This window comes from Paenibacillus gallinarum, assembly GCF_014836635.1.
GTDB lineage: Bacteria > Bacillota > Bacilli > Paenibacillales > Paenibacillaceae > Paenibacillus > Paenibacillus gallinarum.
Genome location: NZ_JACSQL010000001.1, coordinates 811,717 through 831,164, shown reverse-complemented (window position 1 = coordinate 831,164; position 19,448 = coordinate 811,717). Strand labels below are relative to the sequence as shown.

Annotated in this window: 18 protein-coding genes; 1 reads left to right on the top strand and 17 read right to left on the bottom strand. The window is 41.6% G+C overall.

Features of this window, described 5'->3' with window-relative positions; all coding sequences use genetic code 11:
* Positions 1 to 31 precede the first annotated feature (31 nt).
* The 17 genes from H9647_RS04030 to H9647_RS03950 form a co-directional block, all read right to left on the bottom strand.
* Positions 32 to 982, bottom strand: coding sequence for a MotE family protein (locus H9647_RS04030; RefSeq protein ID WP_191798376.1), 951 nt, complete (start codon positions 980 to 982; stop codon positions 32 to 34).
* A 39-nt stretch (positions 983 to 1,021) separates the two neighbouring features.
* Positions 1,022 to 1,465: a flagellar export protein FliJ gene (gene fliJ / locus H9647_RS04025; RefSeq protein ID WP_191798374.1), complete on the bottom strand. Its 444-nt coding sequence runs from the start codon at positions 1,463 to 1,465 to the stop codon at positions 1,022 to 1,024.
* An 11-nt stretch (positions 1,466 to 1,476) separates the two neighbouring features.
* Positions 1,477 to 2,796, bottom strand: a complete 1,320-nt coding sequence (fliI, locus tag H9647_RS04020; RefSeq protein WP_191798372.1) for a flagellar protein export ATPase FliI — start codon at positions 2,794 to 2,796, stop codon at positions 1,477 to 1,479.
* The gene (locus tag H9647_RS04015; RefSeq protein WP_191798370.1) at positions 2,793 to 3,641 is read right to left on the bottom strand and encodes a FliH/SctL family protein; all 849 of its coding nucleotides are present in this window, start codon (positions 3,639 to 3,641) and stop codon (positions 2,793 to 2,795) included. The genes fliI and H9647_RS04015 overlap by 4 nt, the downstream gene beginning before the upstream one ends.
* Positions 3,634 to 4,650 (bottom strand): flagellar motor switch protein FliG, encoded by a 1,017-nt coding sequence (fliG, locus tag H9647_RS04010; protein ID WP_191798368.1) that lies wholly within the window; start codon positions 4,648 to 4,650, stop codon positions 3,634 to 3,636. The genes H9647_RS04015 and fliG overlap by 8 nt, the downstream gene beginning before the upstream one ends.
* An 11-nt stretch (positions 4,651 to 4,661) precedes the next feature.
* Positions 4,662 to 6,239 carry a flagellar basal-body MS-ring/collar protein FliF gene (gene fliF / locus H9647_RS04005; protein WP_191798366.1) on the bottom strand — a complete coding sequence of 526 codons (1,578 nt, stop codon included), beginning with the start codon at positions 6,237 to 6,239 and terminating at the stop codon, positions 4,662 to 4,664.
* A 39-nt stretch (positions 6,240 to 6,278) separates the two neighbouring features.
* The gene (fliE, locus tag H9647_RS04000; protein ID WP_191798364.1) at positions 6,279 to 6,584 is read right to left on the bottom strand and encodes a flagellar hook-basal body complex protein FliE; all 306 of its coding nucleotides are present in this window, start codon (positions 6,582 to 6,584) and stop codon (positions 6,279 to 6,281) included.
* A 41-nt stretch (positions 6,585 to 6,625) separates the two neighbouring features.
* A complete protein-coding gene (gene flgC, locus H9647_RS03995; protein WP_191798362.1) occupies positions 6,626 to 7,075 on the bottom strand; it encodes a flagellar basal body rod protein FlgC in 450 nt (149 codons plus the stop codon).
* Positions 7,075 to 7,485 carry a flagellar basal body rod protein FlgB gene (flgB, locus tag H9647_RS03990; protein WP_191798654.1) on the bottom strand — a complete coding sequence of 137 codons (411 nt, stop codon included), beginning with the start codon at positions 7,483 to 7,485 and terminating at the stop codon, positions 7,075 to 7,077. The genes flgC and flgB overlap by 1 nt, the downstream gene beginning before the upstream one ends.
* A 497-nt stretch (positions 7,486 to 7,982) precedes the next feature.
* A complete protein-coding gene (gene hslU, locus H9647_RS03985; protein ID WP_191798360.1) occupies positions 7,983 to 9,380 on the bottom strand; it encodes an ATP-dependent protease ATPase subunit HslU in 1,398 nt (465 codons plus the stop codon).
* An 84-nt stretch (positions 9,381 to 9,464) separates the two neighbouring features.
* Positions 9,465 to 10,007 carry an ATP-dependent protease subunit HslV gene (gene hslV / locus H9647_RS03980; RefSeq protein WP_191798653.1) on the bottom strand — a complete coding sequence of 181 codons (543 nt, stop codon included), beginning with the start codon at positions 10,005 to 10,007 and terminating at the stop codon, positions 9,465 to 9,467.
* 82 nt (positions 10,008 to 10,089) lie between these two features.
* A complete protein-coding gene (gene trmFO, locus H9647_RS03975) occupies positions 10,090 to 11,424 on the bottom strand; it encodes an FADH(2)-oxidizing methylenetetrahydrofolate--tRNA-(uracil(54)-C(5))-methyltransferase TrmFO (RefSeq protein ID WP_191798358.1) in 1,335 nt (444 codons plus the stop codon).
* A gap of 96 nt (positions 11,425 to 11,520) precedes the next feature.
* Positions 11,521 to 13,623 carry a type I DNA topoisomerase gene (gene topA / locus H9647_RS03970; protein ID WP_191798356.1) on the bottom strand — a complete coding sequence of 701 codons (2,103 nt, stop codon included), beginning with the start codon at positions 13,621 to 13,623 and terminating at the stop codon, positions 11,521 to 11,523.
* Between the two features lie 74 nt (positions 13,624 to 13,697).
* A complete protein-coding gene (gene dprA, locus H9647_RS03965; RefSeq protein ID WP_191798354.1) occupies positions 13,698 to 14,828 on the bottom strand; it encodes a DNA-processing protein DprA in 1,131 nt (376 codons plus the stop codon).
* A 193-nt stretch (positions 14,829 to 15,021) separates the two neighbouring features.
* Positions 15,022 to 15,951 carry a succinate--CoA ligase subunit alpha gene (gene sucD / locus H9647_RS03960; protein ID WP_191798352.1) on the bottom strand — a complete coding sequence of 310 codons (930 nt, stop codon included), beginning with the start codon at positions 15,949 to 15,951 and terminating at the stop codon, positions 15,022 to 15,024.
* A 60-nt stretch (positions 15,952 to 16,011) separates the two neighbouring features.
* A complete protein-coding gene (gene sucC / locus H9647_RS03955) occupies positions 16,012 to 17,172 on the bottom strand; it encodes an ADP-forming succinate--CoA ligase subunit beta (protein WP_191798350.1) in 1,161 nt (386 codons plus the stop codon).
* A 256-nt stretch (positions 17,173 to 17,428) separates the two neighbouring features.
* Positions 17,429 to 17,893, bottom strand: coding sequence for a MarR family winged helix-turn-helix transcriptional regulator (locus tag H9647_RS03950; protein WP_191798348.1), 465 nt, complete (start codon positions 17,891 to 17,893; stop codon positions 17,429 to 17,431).
* A gap of 388 nt (positions 17,894 to 18,281) precedes the next feature.
* On the opposite strand from H9647_RS03950, the gene H9647_RS03945 reads away from it, so the two are divergent.
* Positions 18,282 to 19,112, top strand: a complete 831-nt coding sequence (locus H9647_RS03945) for a hypothetical protein (RefSeq protein WP_225229026.1) — start codon at positions 18,282 to 18,284, stop codon at positions 19,110 to 19,112.
* Positions 19,113 to 19,448 lie beyond the last annotated feature (336 nt).

Sequence of the window (19,448 nt, the reverse complement as noted above, 5' to 3'; positions counted from 1 at the left end):
TCACCTCCTCTCACTTCATAAAAAATATCACCTAATTCTTACTCCCCATCAAACGATTTAATATTTTTGCAGAGACAGCAGCATCAGCAGAAGACATTTGATCTAGTAATTTTGATCTTGTTGCATCATCTACTGTTTTTAAAATCGTGATGGCTTGATCTGGACTTAGTTTATATGTCTCAAGAATTAAGTTTGCACCATTGTCTGCTGACATCGACGAAAAGGTTTGAGTCAGCTCATTTTTATCCAAGTTTCGGCTGTTAGATGTAGTCGTTGATGTGGCTTGTTTGTCGTTCATTTTGGATTGTAACGCTGCAATGGCCCGACTTTCAGAAGTCGTTGTATTTTTTAGTGCCGCTGTAACTTCAGCAGCTGCTTGAGGCGTCATTTTTTCAAGAATGCTACGTTGTGCGTCTGATTTCATCTCCGCAAGAAGCTGAACCTGCTCTTCAAGCGTCATACTTTGAATAATAGGAGCTGCCTTACTCGGCTTCATTTGGCCGTACATTTTTGCGAGTTCTTTCACTTGCTTTTCGTAAGGGTCTAATGTTTCTGTTTCATCTGACGCTGTAGCATTATCGCTAGAACTCGTTGTTACTTGTAACTCTTTTATTTCATCTTCTAATTTCTGTACATTGCTATCCTGTTCAGCTTTTTCCTGTTGCACCTGCTCTAGCTCCGTTTTCGCATCAGCAAGCTGTGTCTTTAATTTATCGATGACTGCCTTATTGCTTTCGATTTGTTTCTCGGCTTGCCTTTCTTTTTGGGTCTCTGGATCTAAAGCTTCCTCTGGTATCCATTCTTTCACTATCGGAATTTTACTCGCAATATCGATTGCATTTTTTCTGAAATCAACATTCAGAACGACGAGCAGTACAACAACCAGTACGAGACAAAAGACGACAGGGATTGCAATAATCATAAATTTCTCCCAAGCCCCTCCGGACTCTCGCTCCAGTTCCTCTCGATCCTTGTCTACCAAACATCATTCCTCCTTCGGTGCATCACGCCCGCACATTCTTTAACGTGCTCTTACAGCAAAGCGCACCGTTGCCATTTCATCCAGTTCATTTTGTTCTCTAAGGAGCATCTCCTGTTGATAATGCATTTTTTCTTTTTCTCGCGCCTGGTTCCACACTTTTTCATCCAGCATTTTATCGTTCAAAAAAGCTTGGTTTTGTTTTACGTTCACTTCGGCATGAGCCACATCATTATTTTTACGGGTGATGCATTCATCTAGATAGTGAACGTAACGATTCATCTCCTGTAAACTAGAAGCCGAAGCGCTTTGCAGTGAGAAAGAAGAAATGCCTTCCATGAGATTTTCTCGATCTCTCACAAGTTCCAGCAAATGATTTTCCTCGGCTTGCAGTTTACCAATAGCAGAAGAAAGAAGCCACTCTGCCTGTGTTTTCTCCTTCGACTTGAGATCCACAACTTTTTGAAAATGATAAGTAAACCCCATAATGTACTAAGTCATCTCCTTGCAAACTCGGTAATTAGTCTTTGTCTTACTTCATCCAATACTACTTTTTCATCTACCTTCTGCTGAGTAAACCGCCATATATCCTGTATTCGGTCAATCGACTCATCGATCTCTATATTCGAACCTTTTTGATAAGCACCAATATTAATTAGATCCTCCGAGTTTTTATAGACCGACATGAGACGTTTAATATTTTCAGCTGCATCAATCTGTTCCGCAGGAGCAATATCTTTCATCACCCGGCTTATGCTCGCGAGCACATCTATAGCTGGAAAATGTCCTTTATTCGCAATTCCCCGGTTCAGCACAATATGTCCATCGAGAATACCACGGACAGCATCAGCAATCGGCTCATTCATGTCGTCCCCATCCACAAGGACCGTGTAAAAGGCAGTAATCGATCCTACAGGACCCGTTCCCGCTCGTTCCAATAGTTTAGGTAGACTAGCAAATACGGAAGGTGTGTAACCTCTCATTGCTGGCGGCTCACCAACCGCAAGACCAACTTCACGTTGAGCCATCGCATACCTTGTCACCGAATCCATCATCAGCATGACATTCATGCCGCGATCTCGGAAATACTCTGCAATGGTAGTTGCAATTAGTGCTCCTTTGATACGCACAAGTGCGGGCTGATCCGATGTAGCCACGATAACAACAGAACGTTCCAACCCTTCAGGCCCAAGATCTCGTTCAATAAAATCTAATACTTCCCGTCCCCGTTCCCCGATAAGAGCAATCACATTGACATCTGCGGATGTATTACGGGCAATCATACCCATCAAGGTACTTTTACCAACCCCTGATCCGGCAAAGATCCCCACCCGCTGTCCTTTACCAATCGTAAGCAGTCCATCAATTGCACGAACACCAATACTAATGGGCTCAAGCACTCTGGGTCTATTCAGTGGATTAATGGGTGCACTTGAAGTTGAATAGCGCTGCATTCGGGCGGGAATTAGTGAACCATCCAGAGGTTGTCCTAGACCATCGAGTACTTTACCCAGAAGTTCAGATCCGACTTGAATATTCAAAGGTTTCCCCGTTCCCACCACATCACAGCCAGGACCAATCGACTGTAGATCACCAAGCGGCATCAGAAGCACTTTATTATCTCGGAATCCAACCACTTCTGCTTTCAGCGGAACGGTCGAATTCGTCGGATAAATGTAACAGACATCTCCTATGCTTGCATCCGGACCTTCTGATTCAACCATCAGTCCGATCACCTGAGTAACTTTTCCGTTAATACGAACCGGGTCCAGTTGCTTTAGTTGATCCATGTATCGCTGTGAACTAAGAACCTTCATATGAATTCGTTTCGCTCCTCGCTATCCAGCGCTACCCGGATCAATTCTTTCTTAATTTCGGTGAGTTGTGTATCCACTCTGGCATCGACACTTCCGAAGGAAGAACGAATAACACATCCTTTATCGCGAACGGAAGCATCCGGCAATATTTTCAGTTCAGCTTGGGAGTCGATCGCGTAAGTCAATTCCTCTCTAGCAGCTTGGACAAATGAAAATTCCTTAGGAGATACACATAACGTGATAACGCCTTGTTCTCTTTTTCTTGCCAAGTTCTTTCGAATCAGTTCAATCATAAGACTCGGGTCTGTTGAAAGCTGATGATCGATTACTTTCTCTGCAATTGCCGTGCTGAGTTCAACTAGAAAAGGTTCTGCTTCCTGTATAATCTGTTCTTTGGCTTCGTAAACTTCACTCAGCACCATCTGTGCTTCTGACATTTTTTCTTCCATATAAGTTTGAAGCTCTTCTTTTGCCTTGTCTGCACCCTCATGATAACCCTGCTGATATCCTTCTGAACGAAGGGCATCCATCAGATGCTCATCTTGAAGTCTTTTTTCTTCCCACCAAGAAGCAATTTGTTCCTTAGCTTCTTGGAGTAATCGCTCCGCTTCTGCTGCGGCCTCACGCACTTGCCTTTCAGCAAAGTCTTTCGCATTTTCGAGCATTTCCTGCTTCATTCGAATCGATTCTTCATCAACCGTTGGCTTTTGTTCTTCTTCCTCTATTCTCTCATTATGATCAGAACTCGCTTCAACACCTGATTTTTCACCATACTCATGAACCGATTTCACCTGCTTATGGGTATCAACGGGTACATACTCAAAGGATTTAATCAGATTAGACAACGATATCATCTCCTCCGCCGCGAGCAATAATAATCTCACCAGCTTCTTCCAGTCTTCTAATCGTTGCAACGATCCGGGTTTGTGCTTCTTCTACATCACGTAATCTAACAGGTCCCATGAATTCCATTTCTTCCTTAAAGGTCTCCGCCATGCGTTTAGACATATTGTTAAAGATGGAATTCCGAACTTCTTCGCTCGCCACCTTAAGTGCAAGCTGTAGATCAGCATTATCAATATCTCGAACGATTCGCTGAATGGACCGGTCATCGACATTAACGATATCCTCGAAGACAAACATCCGTTTCTTGATTTCTTCCGCCAGTTCAGGATCCTGTATTTCCAGAGAATCAAGTATCGTTCTCTCTGTTCCGCGGTCAACTCCATTTAGGATTTGAACGATCGATTCAATACCGCCTGCATTCGTGTAATCATGCGTAACCGTGGAAGATAATTTCTGTTCAAGTACTCTTTCTACTTGGGCGATCACTTCTGGTGAAGTGCTATCCATTACTGCAACCCGCCTTGCAACATCCGCTTGCTTCTCTTGCGGAAGAGAGGAAAGGATGGCCGCTGCTTGTTCAAATTGCAAGTAAGATAAGACAAGTGCAATCGTCTGCGGGCTCTCATTTTGTATAAAGTTAAGAATCTGATTCGGATCCGCCTTCCTAGCAAAGTCAAATGGTCTGACCTGAAGGTTAGCGGTTAGCCTATTAATCACTTCCAGCGCTTTTTGAGATCCGAGTGCTTTTTCTAAAATCTCCCGTGCGTAATTAATACCGCCTTGTGAAATGTATTCTTGGGCCAAACAAATTTGGTGGAACTCAGACATAATGAGTTCTTTTTCTCCACCTTCTACTTTTCTTACATTTGCAATTTCTAAAGTTAGCTGCTCTATCTCTTCATCTCGTAGATGCTTGAAAATTTGGGCTGATACCTCAGGTCCTAATGTTATGAGTAGGATTGCTGCCTTTTGTCTTCCTGTTAATCCGTTTCCTGATGCCTTAACCAAGTCTCTCACCCCTATTCATCAGCAAGCCAAGTCCGAAGCAAATCAACAAATTCATCCGGTTTCTTCTTCGCGAGTGACTCCAGTTGTTTACGTACCTGACTTTCATTTGTGACCGTTTCTAAATTGACAGAAGGAAATTCGGTTGGAATCTGAAGCGGAAGATCATCTTCCTCATATTCCTCTTCCTTCTTACGGCGATTTCGATAAATCAAGTATCCTCCGCCTGCTAGTAGTAATACAGCACCCGCTGCTAAGCCCCATATCATACCAGAAGACAACTGAATTCCTGTCTGGGTATTTGTGGCCGCTTGCGATGGTTTGGATAGTACAGAGACTTTCTTTTCTAGATCTGCGTCATTATATGTACTTCCTGAATTTGCAAGTGACGCTCTCACAATATTCACTAAAACTGTTTCTATCGCATCTCTTGTTGGGTCATCTAAAATTTCTTGTCCTTGTGGTGGTTCAACTGCTACATTAATGGTTAAATCTTTTACAGTGTATGGACTTTGAACGATTTCCTTTGCGATTCGGTTAACCTCGTAATTGATTGTCGTGGAACTATCTTCTCCGCTTGAAGTCTCAGAACCAGCAGCTGGGTAGTTTACAACATCCCCTTCTCCTGTTCCTGCTACACCGCCATCTTCTGCAGTACCGCCTGTGTAACTACTCTGAATATCTTGAACACTGATCTCAATCCCTTTCATGTTCTCTTCATCTACCGGAGTAACCAGATTTTGAGTTTCGTTCACTTTGTCGAAGTTCAGATTTGATGTCACAAGCACATTAATATCGGTGTTACCGATGATACCTGTTAAAAATTCTTTTACACTCTTTTGAACATCGCCCTCATATTTTTTCTGAAGCGCCATGTTCTCTTGTACTTCACCTAGTCCACTGCCTCCGCCACGCTCGGTTGGTTGAAGTTCTTCACCCTGATTCGTAGATATTGTGATGTTTTCCAAGGGTAAGTTTGGTACCGCAGTCTTCATTAAGTTAAAATATCCGTCCACTGCCTTCTGTGACATTTGATACCCCGGCTGAAAAGTCAGGACTGCGGAAGCGGAAGCTGTTTCTTGATCAGAGCCAGCAAACAAACTTTTTTCAGGAAGATTAACTAATACTTTTGCATCTTGTACTCCCTGCATAGTCCGGAGCATTTGTTCAATCTCGCCATTAAAAGCGTTAGCGTATTTGACTTCGAATTCTTTATCTGTCGAACCCATCATCGAACCGTTTTGTTCAAAGATATCGTAACCAATCGATCCGTTCTGAATTAATCCTTGTGATCCAACATCTACTTTCACTCTTGCCGCTTGTGTGCTGGGTACTGAAATGCTTGTCCCATCTTTATTTAACTCAAAAGGAATATTTCCACTTTCAAGATAGCTCATGACCCCAGCTGAATCCTCTGCACTAAGATCAGTAAACGCTACTTCATACTCCGTTTTAGAGAATTGAATCGTAAGCGCAACGATGGCAATGATGAGAAACACCACCGTAGAAATCAGTAATATCCTTTGTTTTTTGGTAAATTTGTTCCAATACTGAGATATCTTCTCTCTATACTGGGCGATTCTCTCGTTCACTCCGTCACCTCATCCGAACTTTTGCTAATCATACCTCTATTACATTTGAATCCGCATGATTTCCTGATAAGCTTCAACCACTTTATTTCGAATTTGATTGGTTAACTGCAAACTCAGCAGTGCTTGTTCCGAAGCAATCATGACTTGATCCACATTGACGTTCCCTTTAACAAATTCTGTTGACATGACATGAGATGTTTTCTCTTGATCCGCCACTTGACTAATCGCATTTTCTAAATAGGATGAGAATTGTTTAATCGTATCTGAGGGGGTTGATTTATTTTGTGTACCGCTCGTTGAAGGAGATTGTAAAGCAGATGTTTGTAGCATCGTATTTTGTATCATCTTTGTTCCCTCCTAGAAAAATATGTAGTAACTAATAAACTCTATCTGCCGATCTCAAGTGCTTTCGACACCATTGCTTTTGAAGCATTTAGTGCTGTCACATTTGCTTCATAAGATCTTGAAGCACTAATTAAATCTACCATTTCTTTGGTTATATCAACGTTAGGCATATATACGTACCCTTCGGTGTTTGCATCCGGATGTGTTGGGTTATACACCGATTTGAGTGGCGCTGTATCTTCCTGAATGGAGGTTGCGATGACACCTTGCTGAATGTCCTTGCCTTCCATTTGTGCCTGAAGCATATTTTTAAAGCTTGATTTGCTAGTTTCTAGTACAACCATTTTTCGTTTATAAGGTACTGCTTCACCGTTCTCCATCTTCGCTCTCGTTGTTTCTGCATTTGCAATGTTTGAGGAAATTACATCCATCCGAAGACGCTGAGCAGTTAATGCAGAAGAACTAATGTCAAAGCTATTACTAATGTTCATCAGCTACTCCCTCCCGTTGCAATACGCATCATCTTAATTTGTTCTGTGACCTGCTGGATGTAGGCATTGTAACGAAGTTGATTCTCTGCCAAAAGGGTCATTTCCTTATCCACATCGACATTGTTTTCGTTATTATTCATTATCGTATTATGATCTGTCGAAATTCGCGCAGCAGGGGTTTTGCTACTAAGACCTATAGGAATATGTTTCTCATTTGTCGTTTTCCCACTTAATGTACTTACATTCCCTTTCATTTCATCTTGCAAAAACTCTTCGAATTTGACTTCAGACCGCTTGAAATAAGGGGTGTCACTATTGGCTATATTGTTAGCAATCGCACGCTGTCTGATGTTTGCAGCATCAATTCCCGCTTGAAGTGTCTTAAAGCTACTATCGTTCAACAAATTAATAACACTTACCTCCCTTATTTAATTCCTAAAAATGACTTCTATATAAAATAAGACCTTAGCCGACTCATTTTCGACAAATGTGGCATTCATTGTTTCTTTTCATAGGTCTTTAGTAGAATTACGAAGTTATTTGTCATATAACATAAGTTTCTTTCACTTGGGCATTTATTACAATAAGAAAAAAGCCCTATCTTTTATCATCATTAAGGACTTTTTGGGTATAAACCACAAAATAACTTCATTCTAATGAAAAAAGAGTCCTATAAAATGTAGGTTTTTTCAACCTATTTCTTATTTCTAAGATGCTCAGTGTCAATTATATGTCGTCAAAATGGAGATATTGAACCAGTCTATAATATAGTTAAACGCATTTATTGTCATTTAAACGTCTTATTTACTGTTAACTAATTATTTCACACTACATATTTTGCATTAAAACGAAAATTAACGCATAAAAAAAGCCCTTTAAAGGAGTTATCCTTTAAAGAGCTTTTATTTTAAAGAATGTATTGGCTAAGATCACGATCCTTCGCAATCTCACCTAGCTTCTCTTTTACGTATTCTGGCGTAATGAGCATCTTATCAAGTGTGAGTTCTGGTGCTTCAAAAGAAAGATCCTCCAATAGTTTTTCTAAGATAGTATGGAGTCTTCTGGCACCAATATTCTCCGTGCTTTGATTAACAGCTTCTGCGATATTAGCGATCTCGCGAATAGCTTCTGGTGAAAATTCAATTTCGATATCTTCTGTCAGAAGAAGATCTGTATACTGTTTGGTCAGTGCATTTTTAGGTTCTGTCAAAATAGAAACAAAATCATCCAGTGTGAGGCTATTCAATTCCACACGAATTGGGAAACGTCCCTGGAGTTCTGGAATCAGATCCGACGGTTTGGACACATGAAATGCACCCGCAGCAATAAACAAAATATAATCCGTCTTCACAGGGCCGTATTTGGTCATTACGGTCGATCCTTCCACTATAGGGAGAATATCCCTCTGAACACCCTCACGAGAGACGTCAGGGCCTGATCCGCGTCCCTGGCTGGCTACTTTATCTATCTCATCAATAAAGATGATACCCGATTGCTCAGCGCGTCTGATGGACTCTTGCGTTACATCGTCCATATCAATCAGTTTGCTAGCTTCTTCTTGAATGAGAACTTTACGCGCCTCTTTTATACTGAGCTTGCGTTTTTTTGTGCGTTTTGGCAGGAAGTTCCCAAACATCTCTTGCATATTCATACCCATTTGGTCATTTCCTTGACCAGCGAACATGTCAAACATGTTCGGTGCTGCATCTTCTACGTCAATCTCAATAACATCATTCTCAAGCTGACCAGATAGCAGTTCAAATTTCACTTTGCGTCTGCGCTCCGAAATGTTCGCTTCTTGTGCAGGATCTGCTTCCTCCGTCTGTTGATTATGATTACCAAAAATCATCTCGAACGGATTCTTCTGATTTTTAGATTTATTTGCGGAAGGAACAAGGATTTGTACAATGCGTTCATTCGCATTTTCTTCGGCTTTGTCCTTGACCTTTTCTGTTTTTTCAAGCTTGACTATACGAATGGCTGTCTCAATTAAATCTCTAACCATGGACTCCACGTCACGACCAACGTAACCCACTTCGGTAAATTTCGTCGCCTCTACTTTTACAAATGGAGCACCTACGAGTTTAGCTAATCGTCTAGCAATTTCCGTTTTACCTACACCGGTAGGTCCGATCATAAGTATGTTTTTGGGTACAATTTCATCCTGAGCATGCTCAGGAAGTCTACTGCGGCGGTATCTATTTCGCAGGGCTACAGCAACCGATTTCTTGGCTTGCTTTTGTCCCACGATATATTTGTCTAGTTCACTTACGATTTGTCTAGGGGTTAAAGCTTCGTTTAACATCTTCTTCCCTCCCGGTTAATTTATCTTATATTAAAATAGTTTGAATCCATTTCATAACTCATTAAAATATGAAATAGATTCAGTTTACAGTTCTTCCACAATAATATTACTGTTTGTATAGACACAGATCTCAGAAGCCACAAGAAGTGCTTCACGAGCCATATCCTTGGCTTCCAGGTGTGAAGCCGTTCGTTTCATTGCTCTTGCGGCAGACAAAGCATAATTTCCACCAGAACCAATCGCAAGCAGATCATCATCTGGTTCAATAATTTCTCCACCGCCTGAAATCAGCAGCATACCGGTTTTGTCCATTACAATCATCAGCGCTTCTAATTTTCGAAGTACACGATCCTGGCGCCAATCTTTAGCGAGTTCCACTGCTGCACGCTGAAGATTCCCATGATGTTCCTCAAGCTTACCTTCAAATTTCTCAAATAGTGTAATTGCATCGGCAACGGATCCTGCAAAACCAGCCACAACTTGACCTCGGTATAACCTGCGAACTTTCTTCGCTGTATTTTTCATTACTACGGATTCTCCCATTGTTACCTGCCCATCCCCAGCAATCGCTGCTTTGCCGTTATGACGTACAGCACAAATCGTCGTCGCATGAAATGTCGTTTGCATCATGAAACCTCCTCTTCCATTCGTTTAAAAAAAGCCCGGCATGTCAGAAAAAGACTTGCCGGGCGTTCGTGCTAGCCTATCCTTACTTCCCCGTGGATAGTCCTTTTTCTTCTTTGAAGTGTTGAATACTTTCTAAAGCACGATTCGCAAGTGCCTCATTCTTTTCTTTCTTGTTGCGTATCTTACGTTCAAGACTCGGAAGCAATCCAAAGTTTGCATTCATCGGCTGGAAATGTTTGAAATCGGCAGTGGTAATATAATGCGCCATACTTCCTAGTGTACTCTCTTTTGGAAGCACAAACAAATCTTGACCTAGTGCAAGATTTGCAGCATTCATACCAGCGATAAGTCCGGAAGCCGCCGACTCTACATAACCTTCAACCCCTGTCATTTGTCCAGCAAAGAACAGATTAGGGCGAGATTTGAATTGATACGTTGGTTCAAGCAATTTTGGAGAATTAATAAATGTATTACGATGCATCACACCATAACGGACAAATTCGGCATTCTCAAGACCAGGAATCATTTGGAATACTCGTTTTTGTTCTCCCCATTTCAGATGTGTTTGGAATCCTACTAGATTATATAAAGTCCCCGCTGCATTATCCTGACGCAATTGAACGACCGCATAAGGAAGTTCACCTGTGTGAGGATTCACAAGACCTACGGGTTTCATAGGACCAAACAATGCCGTTTGTTTACCACGCTTCATCATCACTTCAATCGGCATACAGCCTTCAAAGTAGATTTCTTTTTCGAATTCTTTGAGTTCAGCAACTTCTGCTGAAATGAGCGCGTCATAAAAGCGATTGAATTCTTCTTCATTCATTGGACAATTGAGATAAGCAGCTTCACCTTTATCATATCTTGAAGCCAAATATACTTTGCTCATATCAATAGAGTCTTTTTCTACAATCGGTGCAGCTGCGTCGTAGAAGTAAAAATACTCCTCGCCCATTAGCTCTTTAATCTGTGCAGATAGAGCCGGAGAAGTTAAAGGTCCTGTCGCAATAACGACGATTCCTTCTGTAGGAATTTCCTGAATCTCCTCATTTACCACTTCTACTAGAGGATGTTCATGAAGCATACGTGTAATTTCACCGGAAAAACCATCTCGATCCACAGCCAGAGCGCCGCCCGCTGGTACCGCATTACGGTCAGCGGAGCCGATTACGAGCGAATCCATCATTCTCATTTCTTCTTTTAATACACCTACCGCGTTCGTAAGTCCATTAGCCCGCAGCGAATTACTGCATACAAGTTCAGCAAATTGATTCGTATGGTGAGCAGGCGTTTTAACAACAGGGCGCATCTCATACAGCTTAACAGGCACACCTCTTTGGGCGATTTGCCATGCTGCTTCACTTCCTGCGAGACCTGCTCCAATAACGGTTACTTGTTGTACTTTATCACTCATTATATTTCCTCCCTGCTGCTGACAGCATCTCTTTATTATTTCCACCTGCTGACAGCAGTCCGGTCTATCCGGTTTCACTATATCATTGTTAGTATTTTATATTTCAACAGACTCATCATCTGGTTCTTCCATGATTTCAGTATGATCGCATACCGTACATTTCAGCTTCGTTCCTTGCTTATTCCGTTTCTCTACCATGAGAGATGAGCAGCTCGGGCAAGGTTTGACGGACGGCTTATCCCAAGACACGAAATCACATTCTGGATAACGGTCACAGCCAAAGAATACACGACCTTTTTTACTTCTGCGCTCAACGACATGTCCTTCCTTACAAGTTGGACATACAATACCTGTGTCTTTAATGATTGGTTTCGTATTACGACAATCAGGAAAACCAGAGCAAGCTAAGAATTTACCGAAACGACCTAATTTATATACAAGCGGCTTCCCGCATTTTTCACAAATTTCATCGGAAACTTCATCTTCGATCTCGATTTCCTTCATTTCTTCTTCCGCTACTTCAAGACGTTTCTCAAAAGAGCCGTAAAACTGTGCGAGTACTCTCACCCAATCCTCTGAACCTTCTTCCACATGGTCAAGATCTTCTTCCATATGTGCGGTAAACTCTACATCTAGGATCTCCGGGAAGAAGGTTTCCATCTGTTCAATGACGAGTTCACCAAGTTCTGTAGGCATAAACTTCTTCTCTTCAATCGCTACATAACCCCGTTTTTGTATGGTTTCCAGGGTAGGAGCATACGTACTTGGACGTCCTATTCCAAGTTCTTCAAGCGTTTTAACTAGACGAGCCTCTGTATAGCGCGGTGGTGGCTGAGTAAAATGCTGTTTTGGTTCAATATCTTGTTTGACTAGTGCATCTCCACTTTTAAGCGGAGGCAAAAGCTTATCTTCTTCCGTAGTACCATCATCATTTCCTTCTACATACACTTTCATGAATCCAGGGAAACGCACTTTTGATCCTGTAGCACGGAACGTTGCATCCCCAGCAGTAATATCTACAGATAAAGTATCAAGAATAGCAGAAGACATTTGACTCGCTACGAAACGTTCCCAAATGAGTTTATACAGACGGAATTGATCTCTGCTTGTATATGCTTTCACGGAATCTGGATCTCTTAGAATCGAGGTAGGACGAATCGCTTCGTGCGCCTCTTGAGCGTTGGCTGCTTTTTTAGAATACTGACGGAATGTTTCCGGTACGAAAGTTTCTCCATATTTCTGAGAAATGAACTCTTTCGCTTCTTCTTGAGCCGATGTCGCAATACGAGTGGAGTCGGTACGCATATAGGTGATTAAACCTACCGTTCCTTCTTTACCAAGATCTACACCCTCATATAACTGCTGTGCGACAGACATCGTTTTGGCAGCACGAAAATTAAGTTTACGAGCCGCTTCCTGCTGTAATGAACTTGTTGTAAAAGGAGCCGACGGATTACGTGTCCGTTCCTTCTCTTTTACTTCTTTAACCGTGAAATCTTCATTCTCAATTTGTCCCAGTATCGAATTCACTTGTTCTTCGTTTGTCAGTTCCGTTTTGGTTCCGTTCCACTTATGGAACTTCGCTTCCATTGGGCTACCGTCTGCACTTAGTTTTGCAGTAATGCTCCAGTATTCTTCCGGAATAAAATCATCGATTTCGTTCTCACGGTCAAGAATAATCTTAACTGCAACGGATTGTACACGCCCAGCAGACAATCCTTTTTTTACTTTTTTCCAAAGTAAAGGACTGATCTTGTAACCTACCAGTCGATCAAGAATACGTCTTGCTTGTTGTGCATTCACGAGGTCCATATTTATTTTACGCGGTGTTTTAAAAGCATCTTTTACCGCTTGTTTCGTAATTTCATTAAAAACAACCCGGCAGCTTTCTGTCTGATCAAGATCAAGTGCATGAGCCAGATGCCAGGCAATCGCTTCCCCCTCACGATCGGGGTCAGCCGCCAGATAAACTTTTTTCACTTTTTTCGAAGCATCCTTTAGTTCTTTCAGTACAGAACCTTTTCCGCGGATGGTAATATATTTAGGGTTAAAATCATTTTCCACTTCTACGCCAATCTGACTTTTTGGCAAATCGCGGATATGCCCCATCGAAGCCTTAACGATATACTTACTTCCGAGATATTTCCCTATCGTTTTGGCTTTCGAAGGAGACTCCACGATGACGAGTGAATCCGCCATAGGTTCATCCTCCTCTCAAAATATAGCCTGCATGCCCTATGACGAAATCACACGTAAAATCACGCCAAAGGGATCTATATTAACTTATATATAGCTCCAGGTAATTGTATAATCTGCTTTTTTATGATTAAAGATAACAGAACTGAATGCAAATGTCCAAAATCAAGATGAAGCCTGTCCACAAAATCATCTAGTGTCATAGGGCCCGCTTCAAGTAAATCAACTACTTTTCTTTCTTCTTCCGTAAGTTCAGGGATCAGTTCCTGGAGTGATGCTGATGATCCCATTTCAGGATAAACTCCGGCTTGTTCTTGCTTGTCTTCTCTAGCTAAATTCATTAGGTGTTTGTACTCATCCGTAATATCTTCTACTTTAGTTACTAGCGCAGCCCCTTGCTTGATTAAATTAAGCGTCCCCTGACTTTTAGGAGATGTAATCGGTCCGGGAACTGCAAATACATCGCGTCCTGCTTCTAATGCAGCATCAGCCGTAATTAAAGATCCGCTGCGTAAATCGGCTTCTACCACAAGTGTACCTAAACTCAGTCCCGCAATAATCCTGTTTCTCTCAGGAAATAAACCGGGCCTTGGTTTTTGGTGCATTGGATATTCGGATATTAACAATCCGCTAGAAGCAATCCGGCTCGCTAAAGCATGGTTTTCGGCGGGATAAATATGTGACAGCCCTGCACCAAGGACAGCAATCGTTAAACCATCTGCGCGAATAGCAGCTTCGTGACATACACTATCTATTCCGCGTGCAAGACCGCTGACAATCGTATATCCTGCCTTGCATAGCTGTGAAGCGAACACCTCACCTACTTTTTTTCCGTAACCTGTAGGAACTCGGGTTCCAACCATCGCTATAGACGGCTTATGAAGCAAACTAGCATTCCCTTTTATGTATAGAACCCAAGGCGGGTCCGCCGTTTCCTTCAATAATATAGGATACTCTTTATCGTAATAGGTTACAATTTCGATACGTTCCTTATGAAGCAGCTCAAGTTTCTCATAAATAAATGATTCATGGAAGCATTCTTTCATCACAGCAGCTCTTGCTGCCGAGAGTCCTGACTGAATCCAGTCCTGAGTTTCGTATTTTAGCATGTCCGATAATAAATTTCCACTCGTCATCCATCTTCTAATGGTTTTACGTCCGATCCCATCCATCTCTTGAAGTCCAAATAAAATATGTCTCTCTTCCATACTCTCCACCCTTTCTTTGACTAACGAAAAAAAACTGTAATAAAATACAAAAAGCAACCCTTCTGTCGATATATTCGACAAAAAGGTTGCTTACCTTTTAGGCTGAAATCAGATTCGGGTTTGCCCCTATTATATAGAAGAAAAAAATTTTAACAAGTCTTCATAACAAGGTTTGTCAGACTGCTACATGATATTAATGAGTCGTACAAAGGTTAAGAATTCCGCGATCTTCCAGTACACTTACAAGCGTAGAGCCCATTTCAGATGGAGTTGGAGATACCCGAATGCCGCAAGATTCAAGTTTTGCAATCTTCTCTTTCGCTGTACCTTTACCACCGGAGATAATAGCGCCCGCATGACCCATCCGTTTTCCTGGAGGTGCTGTAACCCCGCCAATGAAACCGACGACAGGTTTTGTCATATTATCACGAATCCATTCTGCTGCTTCTTCCTCAGCAGTACCCCCGATTTCACCAATCATAATAACTGCATGTGTATCAGGGTCATCATTAAAGCGAGATAAAATATCAATGAATTCGGATCCTTTAACAGGGTCTCCGCCGATTCCTACGGCAGATGACTGTCCAATACCACGTGTTGTAAGCTGATGAACCGCTTCGTACGTCAGCGTACCGCTACGGGATACGACTCCCACATGACCTGGCATATGAATGTAGCCCGGCATAATACCGATCTTACATTCACCTGGAGTAATAACGCCTGGGCAGTTCGGACCGATCAAAACCGTATCCTTGCCTTCCATATAACGTTTTACTTTGATCATGTCGAGTACCGGAATTCCTTCCGTAATACAGATCACAAGATCAAGTTCAGCATCTACAGCTTCCATAATAGAATCTGCGGCAAAAGCAGGCGGTACATAAATAACACTTGCTGTTGCGCCTGTTGCTTCTTTTGCTTCATTTACGGTGTTGTACACGGGAAGCTTAACTACACTGCCATTTTCGAGTTCGATGTCGACCGTCGTGCCGCCTTTACCCGGGGTCACTCCGCCTACCATTTGCGTGCCATAGTCTAGCGCACCTTTCGCATGAAACTTCGCAGTCGCACCCGTGATACCTTGTGTAATCACTTTTGTATCTTTATTTACCAAAATACTCACGATCGTTCACATCCCCTACGGTTATTTTCAAGTGTTCGGGTATCCCCGAAAAGGAATGAATTATTTCACGAGGGCAACGATTTTTTGTGCACCGTCTGCCATCGAATCCGCTGCTACGATGTTAAGGCCGGATTCTGACAAAATCTTTTTGCCAAGATCAACATTCGTACCTTCTAATCTTACAACGAGCGGTTTCGTAAGACCGAGCTGTTTTGCAGCTTCCACTACCCCGTCCGCAATTACGTCACAACGCATAATACCGCCGAAGATATTAACAAAAATACCTTCTACTTTTGCATCAGACAAAATAATTTTAAAAGCTTCTGTTACTTTTTCGGTTGTAGCACCGCCCCCTACATCAAGGAAGTTAGCCGGGTCCCCACCGTAATATTTAATAATGTCCATCGTTGCCATAGCAAGACCTGCTCCGTTAACCATACAGCCGATGTTCCCATCTAATGCTATGTAGCTCAGATCAAACTTGGAAGCTTCGATTTCTTTCTCATCTTCTTCATCCAGATCACGAAGTGCCTGAATATCTTTATGACGATAAAGAGCATTGGAATCAAAGTTCAGCTTCGCATCCAGTGCCATCACATTACCATCACCTGTTACTACAAGCGGGTTGATCTCTGCAATAGAACAATCTTTCTCCACAAAAGCTTCGTACAGTGCAAGCATAAATTTCGTTGCTTTGTTTACGAGCTCATTAGGAATGTTAATTGCATACGCGAGTCTGCGGGCTTGGAATACCTGAAGTCCAACAGCCGGATCAACGATTTCTTTGAAAATCTTCTCTGGTGTAGCTTCTGCTACTTCTTCGATCTCAGTACCGCCTTCTTCGGAAGCCATCAGAACTACTCGTCCTGTTGCACGATCCACGACAACTCCCACATAATACTCTTTACGAATATCGCAACCTTCTTCAATAAGAAGTCTTTTCACTTCTTTGCCTTCTGGTCCTGTTTGGTGCGTTACAAGCACTTTCCCAAGAATTTCAGAGGCATATTCACGTACTTCATCCATAGATTTGGCTACTTTTACGCCGCCTGCTTTACCACGTCCACCTGCGTGGATCTGTGCTTTCACTACAGTCACCGGGCTTCCCAGCGACGCAGCGGCTTCAACCGCTTCTTCAACTGTGTAAGCTACTTTTCCGTTAGGAACGGCAACTCCGTACTGTTTCAGTACTTCTTTTCCTTGATATTCATGGATATTCATTCTCGAATCCTCCTATCAACATGACTGCAACAAGGCGGGCTAGTTAGTCATATTTCCTTATAAACCCACATCATTGTAACACGTTTTTAAAACGCTTACCTTAAAAATCGATATCAAACTGAGTGTATTTTGATATCGATATCATTCCAAATAAAGAATGTTTGGGTAAAAATGGAAAAACCTTCTATGCTCAATATCATGAGTAGTAGAAGGTTCTTCCGTTTCTAGACTAGTCAAAGCTCATTAATTTATAGTCTTAGTTCTTCTTTTGTTTGTCTTCGACATTATTTTCGTGAACCTGTGTTAATAGACTTGTGAATTGATTTAATAAAGATGTAAACTGGTCATCATCAAGACAAGCTTGATTCCGCATCGCATTCGGGATATGAACCGCTTCATCCTGCAACATTTTTCCTTTTTCAGTCAGCGAAATAAGTACCTTTCTTTCATCATGTACAGAACGCTCTCTGTTGATCAGTCCTGCGGTCTGCATACGTTTAAGCAGCGGAGTAAGGGTACCGGAATCGAGATACAGAGCTTCACCAATCTCCTTCACTGTACATTCCTCTCGCTCCCATAACACCATGAGCACTAAGTACTGGGAATAGGTGACACCAATTTTGTCTAGGTGTGGCTGGTAAAGCTTTGTTATCTCTCTTGAACAAGCATATATAGCAAAACAAAGCTGGTTCTCCAGCTTTAACTCTTCATGAATTTTCATTAATATTCCACCTGCTCCCTGGCATTCAAATCATGTTGGATTCTGATGCAAAATACTTAAACAACCCAATCTTTGTATCTTATTTTATCATAGCAAATCTAAAATACCATATTTAATTTTCAATCATTTAGTGGCACCCTTAGTTTATTACGAAAAATTAGATTGCAGGAAATATATATGTAACACAAAGTCCCTTCTCTCACCCTTCCAATTGCAGCAGGGTATGAAATACCAAATGTAGAAATTAGTGAAGATAGAATAAATCTTGCCCTAGAATACTTCAAACAGCACATGCAGAAATACAACATCATCAGTAGTGCTTTCGGAATTATATATCAAGATCTAGGCGAATATCTAAAGAAGGACGGATTCGGAAATTAGAATAATAATGAAAAGATGGCCGCCAAAAATCGTCGTCCTCATCTTTTTTATGGTGACAACAATTTCGATATATGGATTAGAACACCTGGCAGAAAACGTGGAATATCCCGTTGTAGATGTGGATATCAAAGCTGATTTTCTAAGCGAGGCATATTTTTCCGAACTCTCTGCCCAGTATACTCAAATTCGCTCAGGGTATCGCAGATGGTACATATTCGATCATTCCAAAGCGTTTGCGGCACACGCGATTCTCACTCGTATGATGTATGATTTAGAGAAACATCCTGAGTTGTTAATTGGACATATGCATTTTGATTTGTTTTTTGCGACGTTTGATCGGCATGTCAGAAAGCTCCCTTACATCACTGAGGAAATTCATTATTTTCGGAATATACTAAATCGGTATGGAGAGGCACCTGAGAGATTAGATGAGATGAGTGAACTTGCTGCATGCGGCAAGTGGCGGCTATTCAGCGCCAGATATCATAGGTATGAAGTAACCGAGCATGATGCTGCCTATCATGTAAAGTTTATATCGGCAGATGGACGCTTTGAAGCTGTCTACCACACGGAGAATGGGCTGATCGTAACCGATTCAGTAAATATGGGCACTTATAATTATGCACCTGGCAGCATCCATCCTTGGAAGTATTACCAGCACCACAAGTATGATAAAGTCCCTTGGATACAATGGGGTAACACCGATCAGATATCATACGAGGAAATTAAGCAGTTGCCAACGAGACATGGCTCTATTGAGCAGAAGAATAGCACAACAGAGCTCAAACAGTTGATCAAAAACAAAATGTCAGAATCAACGGCGACGTGTGTATATTAATTGGGCGACAACGATCCACCGAGATGATTACTCGAATAAATTAAAAAATCAAGATGCGTGTCTGAAACATTCTTTTAACATTCCAATGGATACTTCTATAATTGAGATTGACATAGAAAAGTATCATTGTTTACAATGAACTTGCTAGTAAATGATTCCATTTGAATATAATAAACTCCTAACGTCATTTAAGTGGAACCCAAAATTTATTTTTGAAGTTAAAATTAATTATCATAGAAATACAGACTAAAAGTTCACACATACGTTCTATTGCAATCAATTTGAAATATTCATATTCGTTTTGAAAATAAGGAAGCACCTTTTTTCATGTTTAAA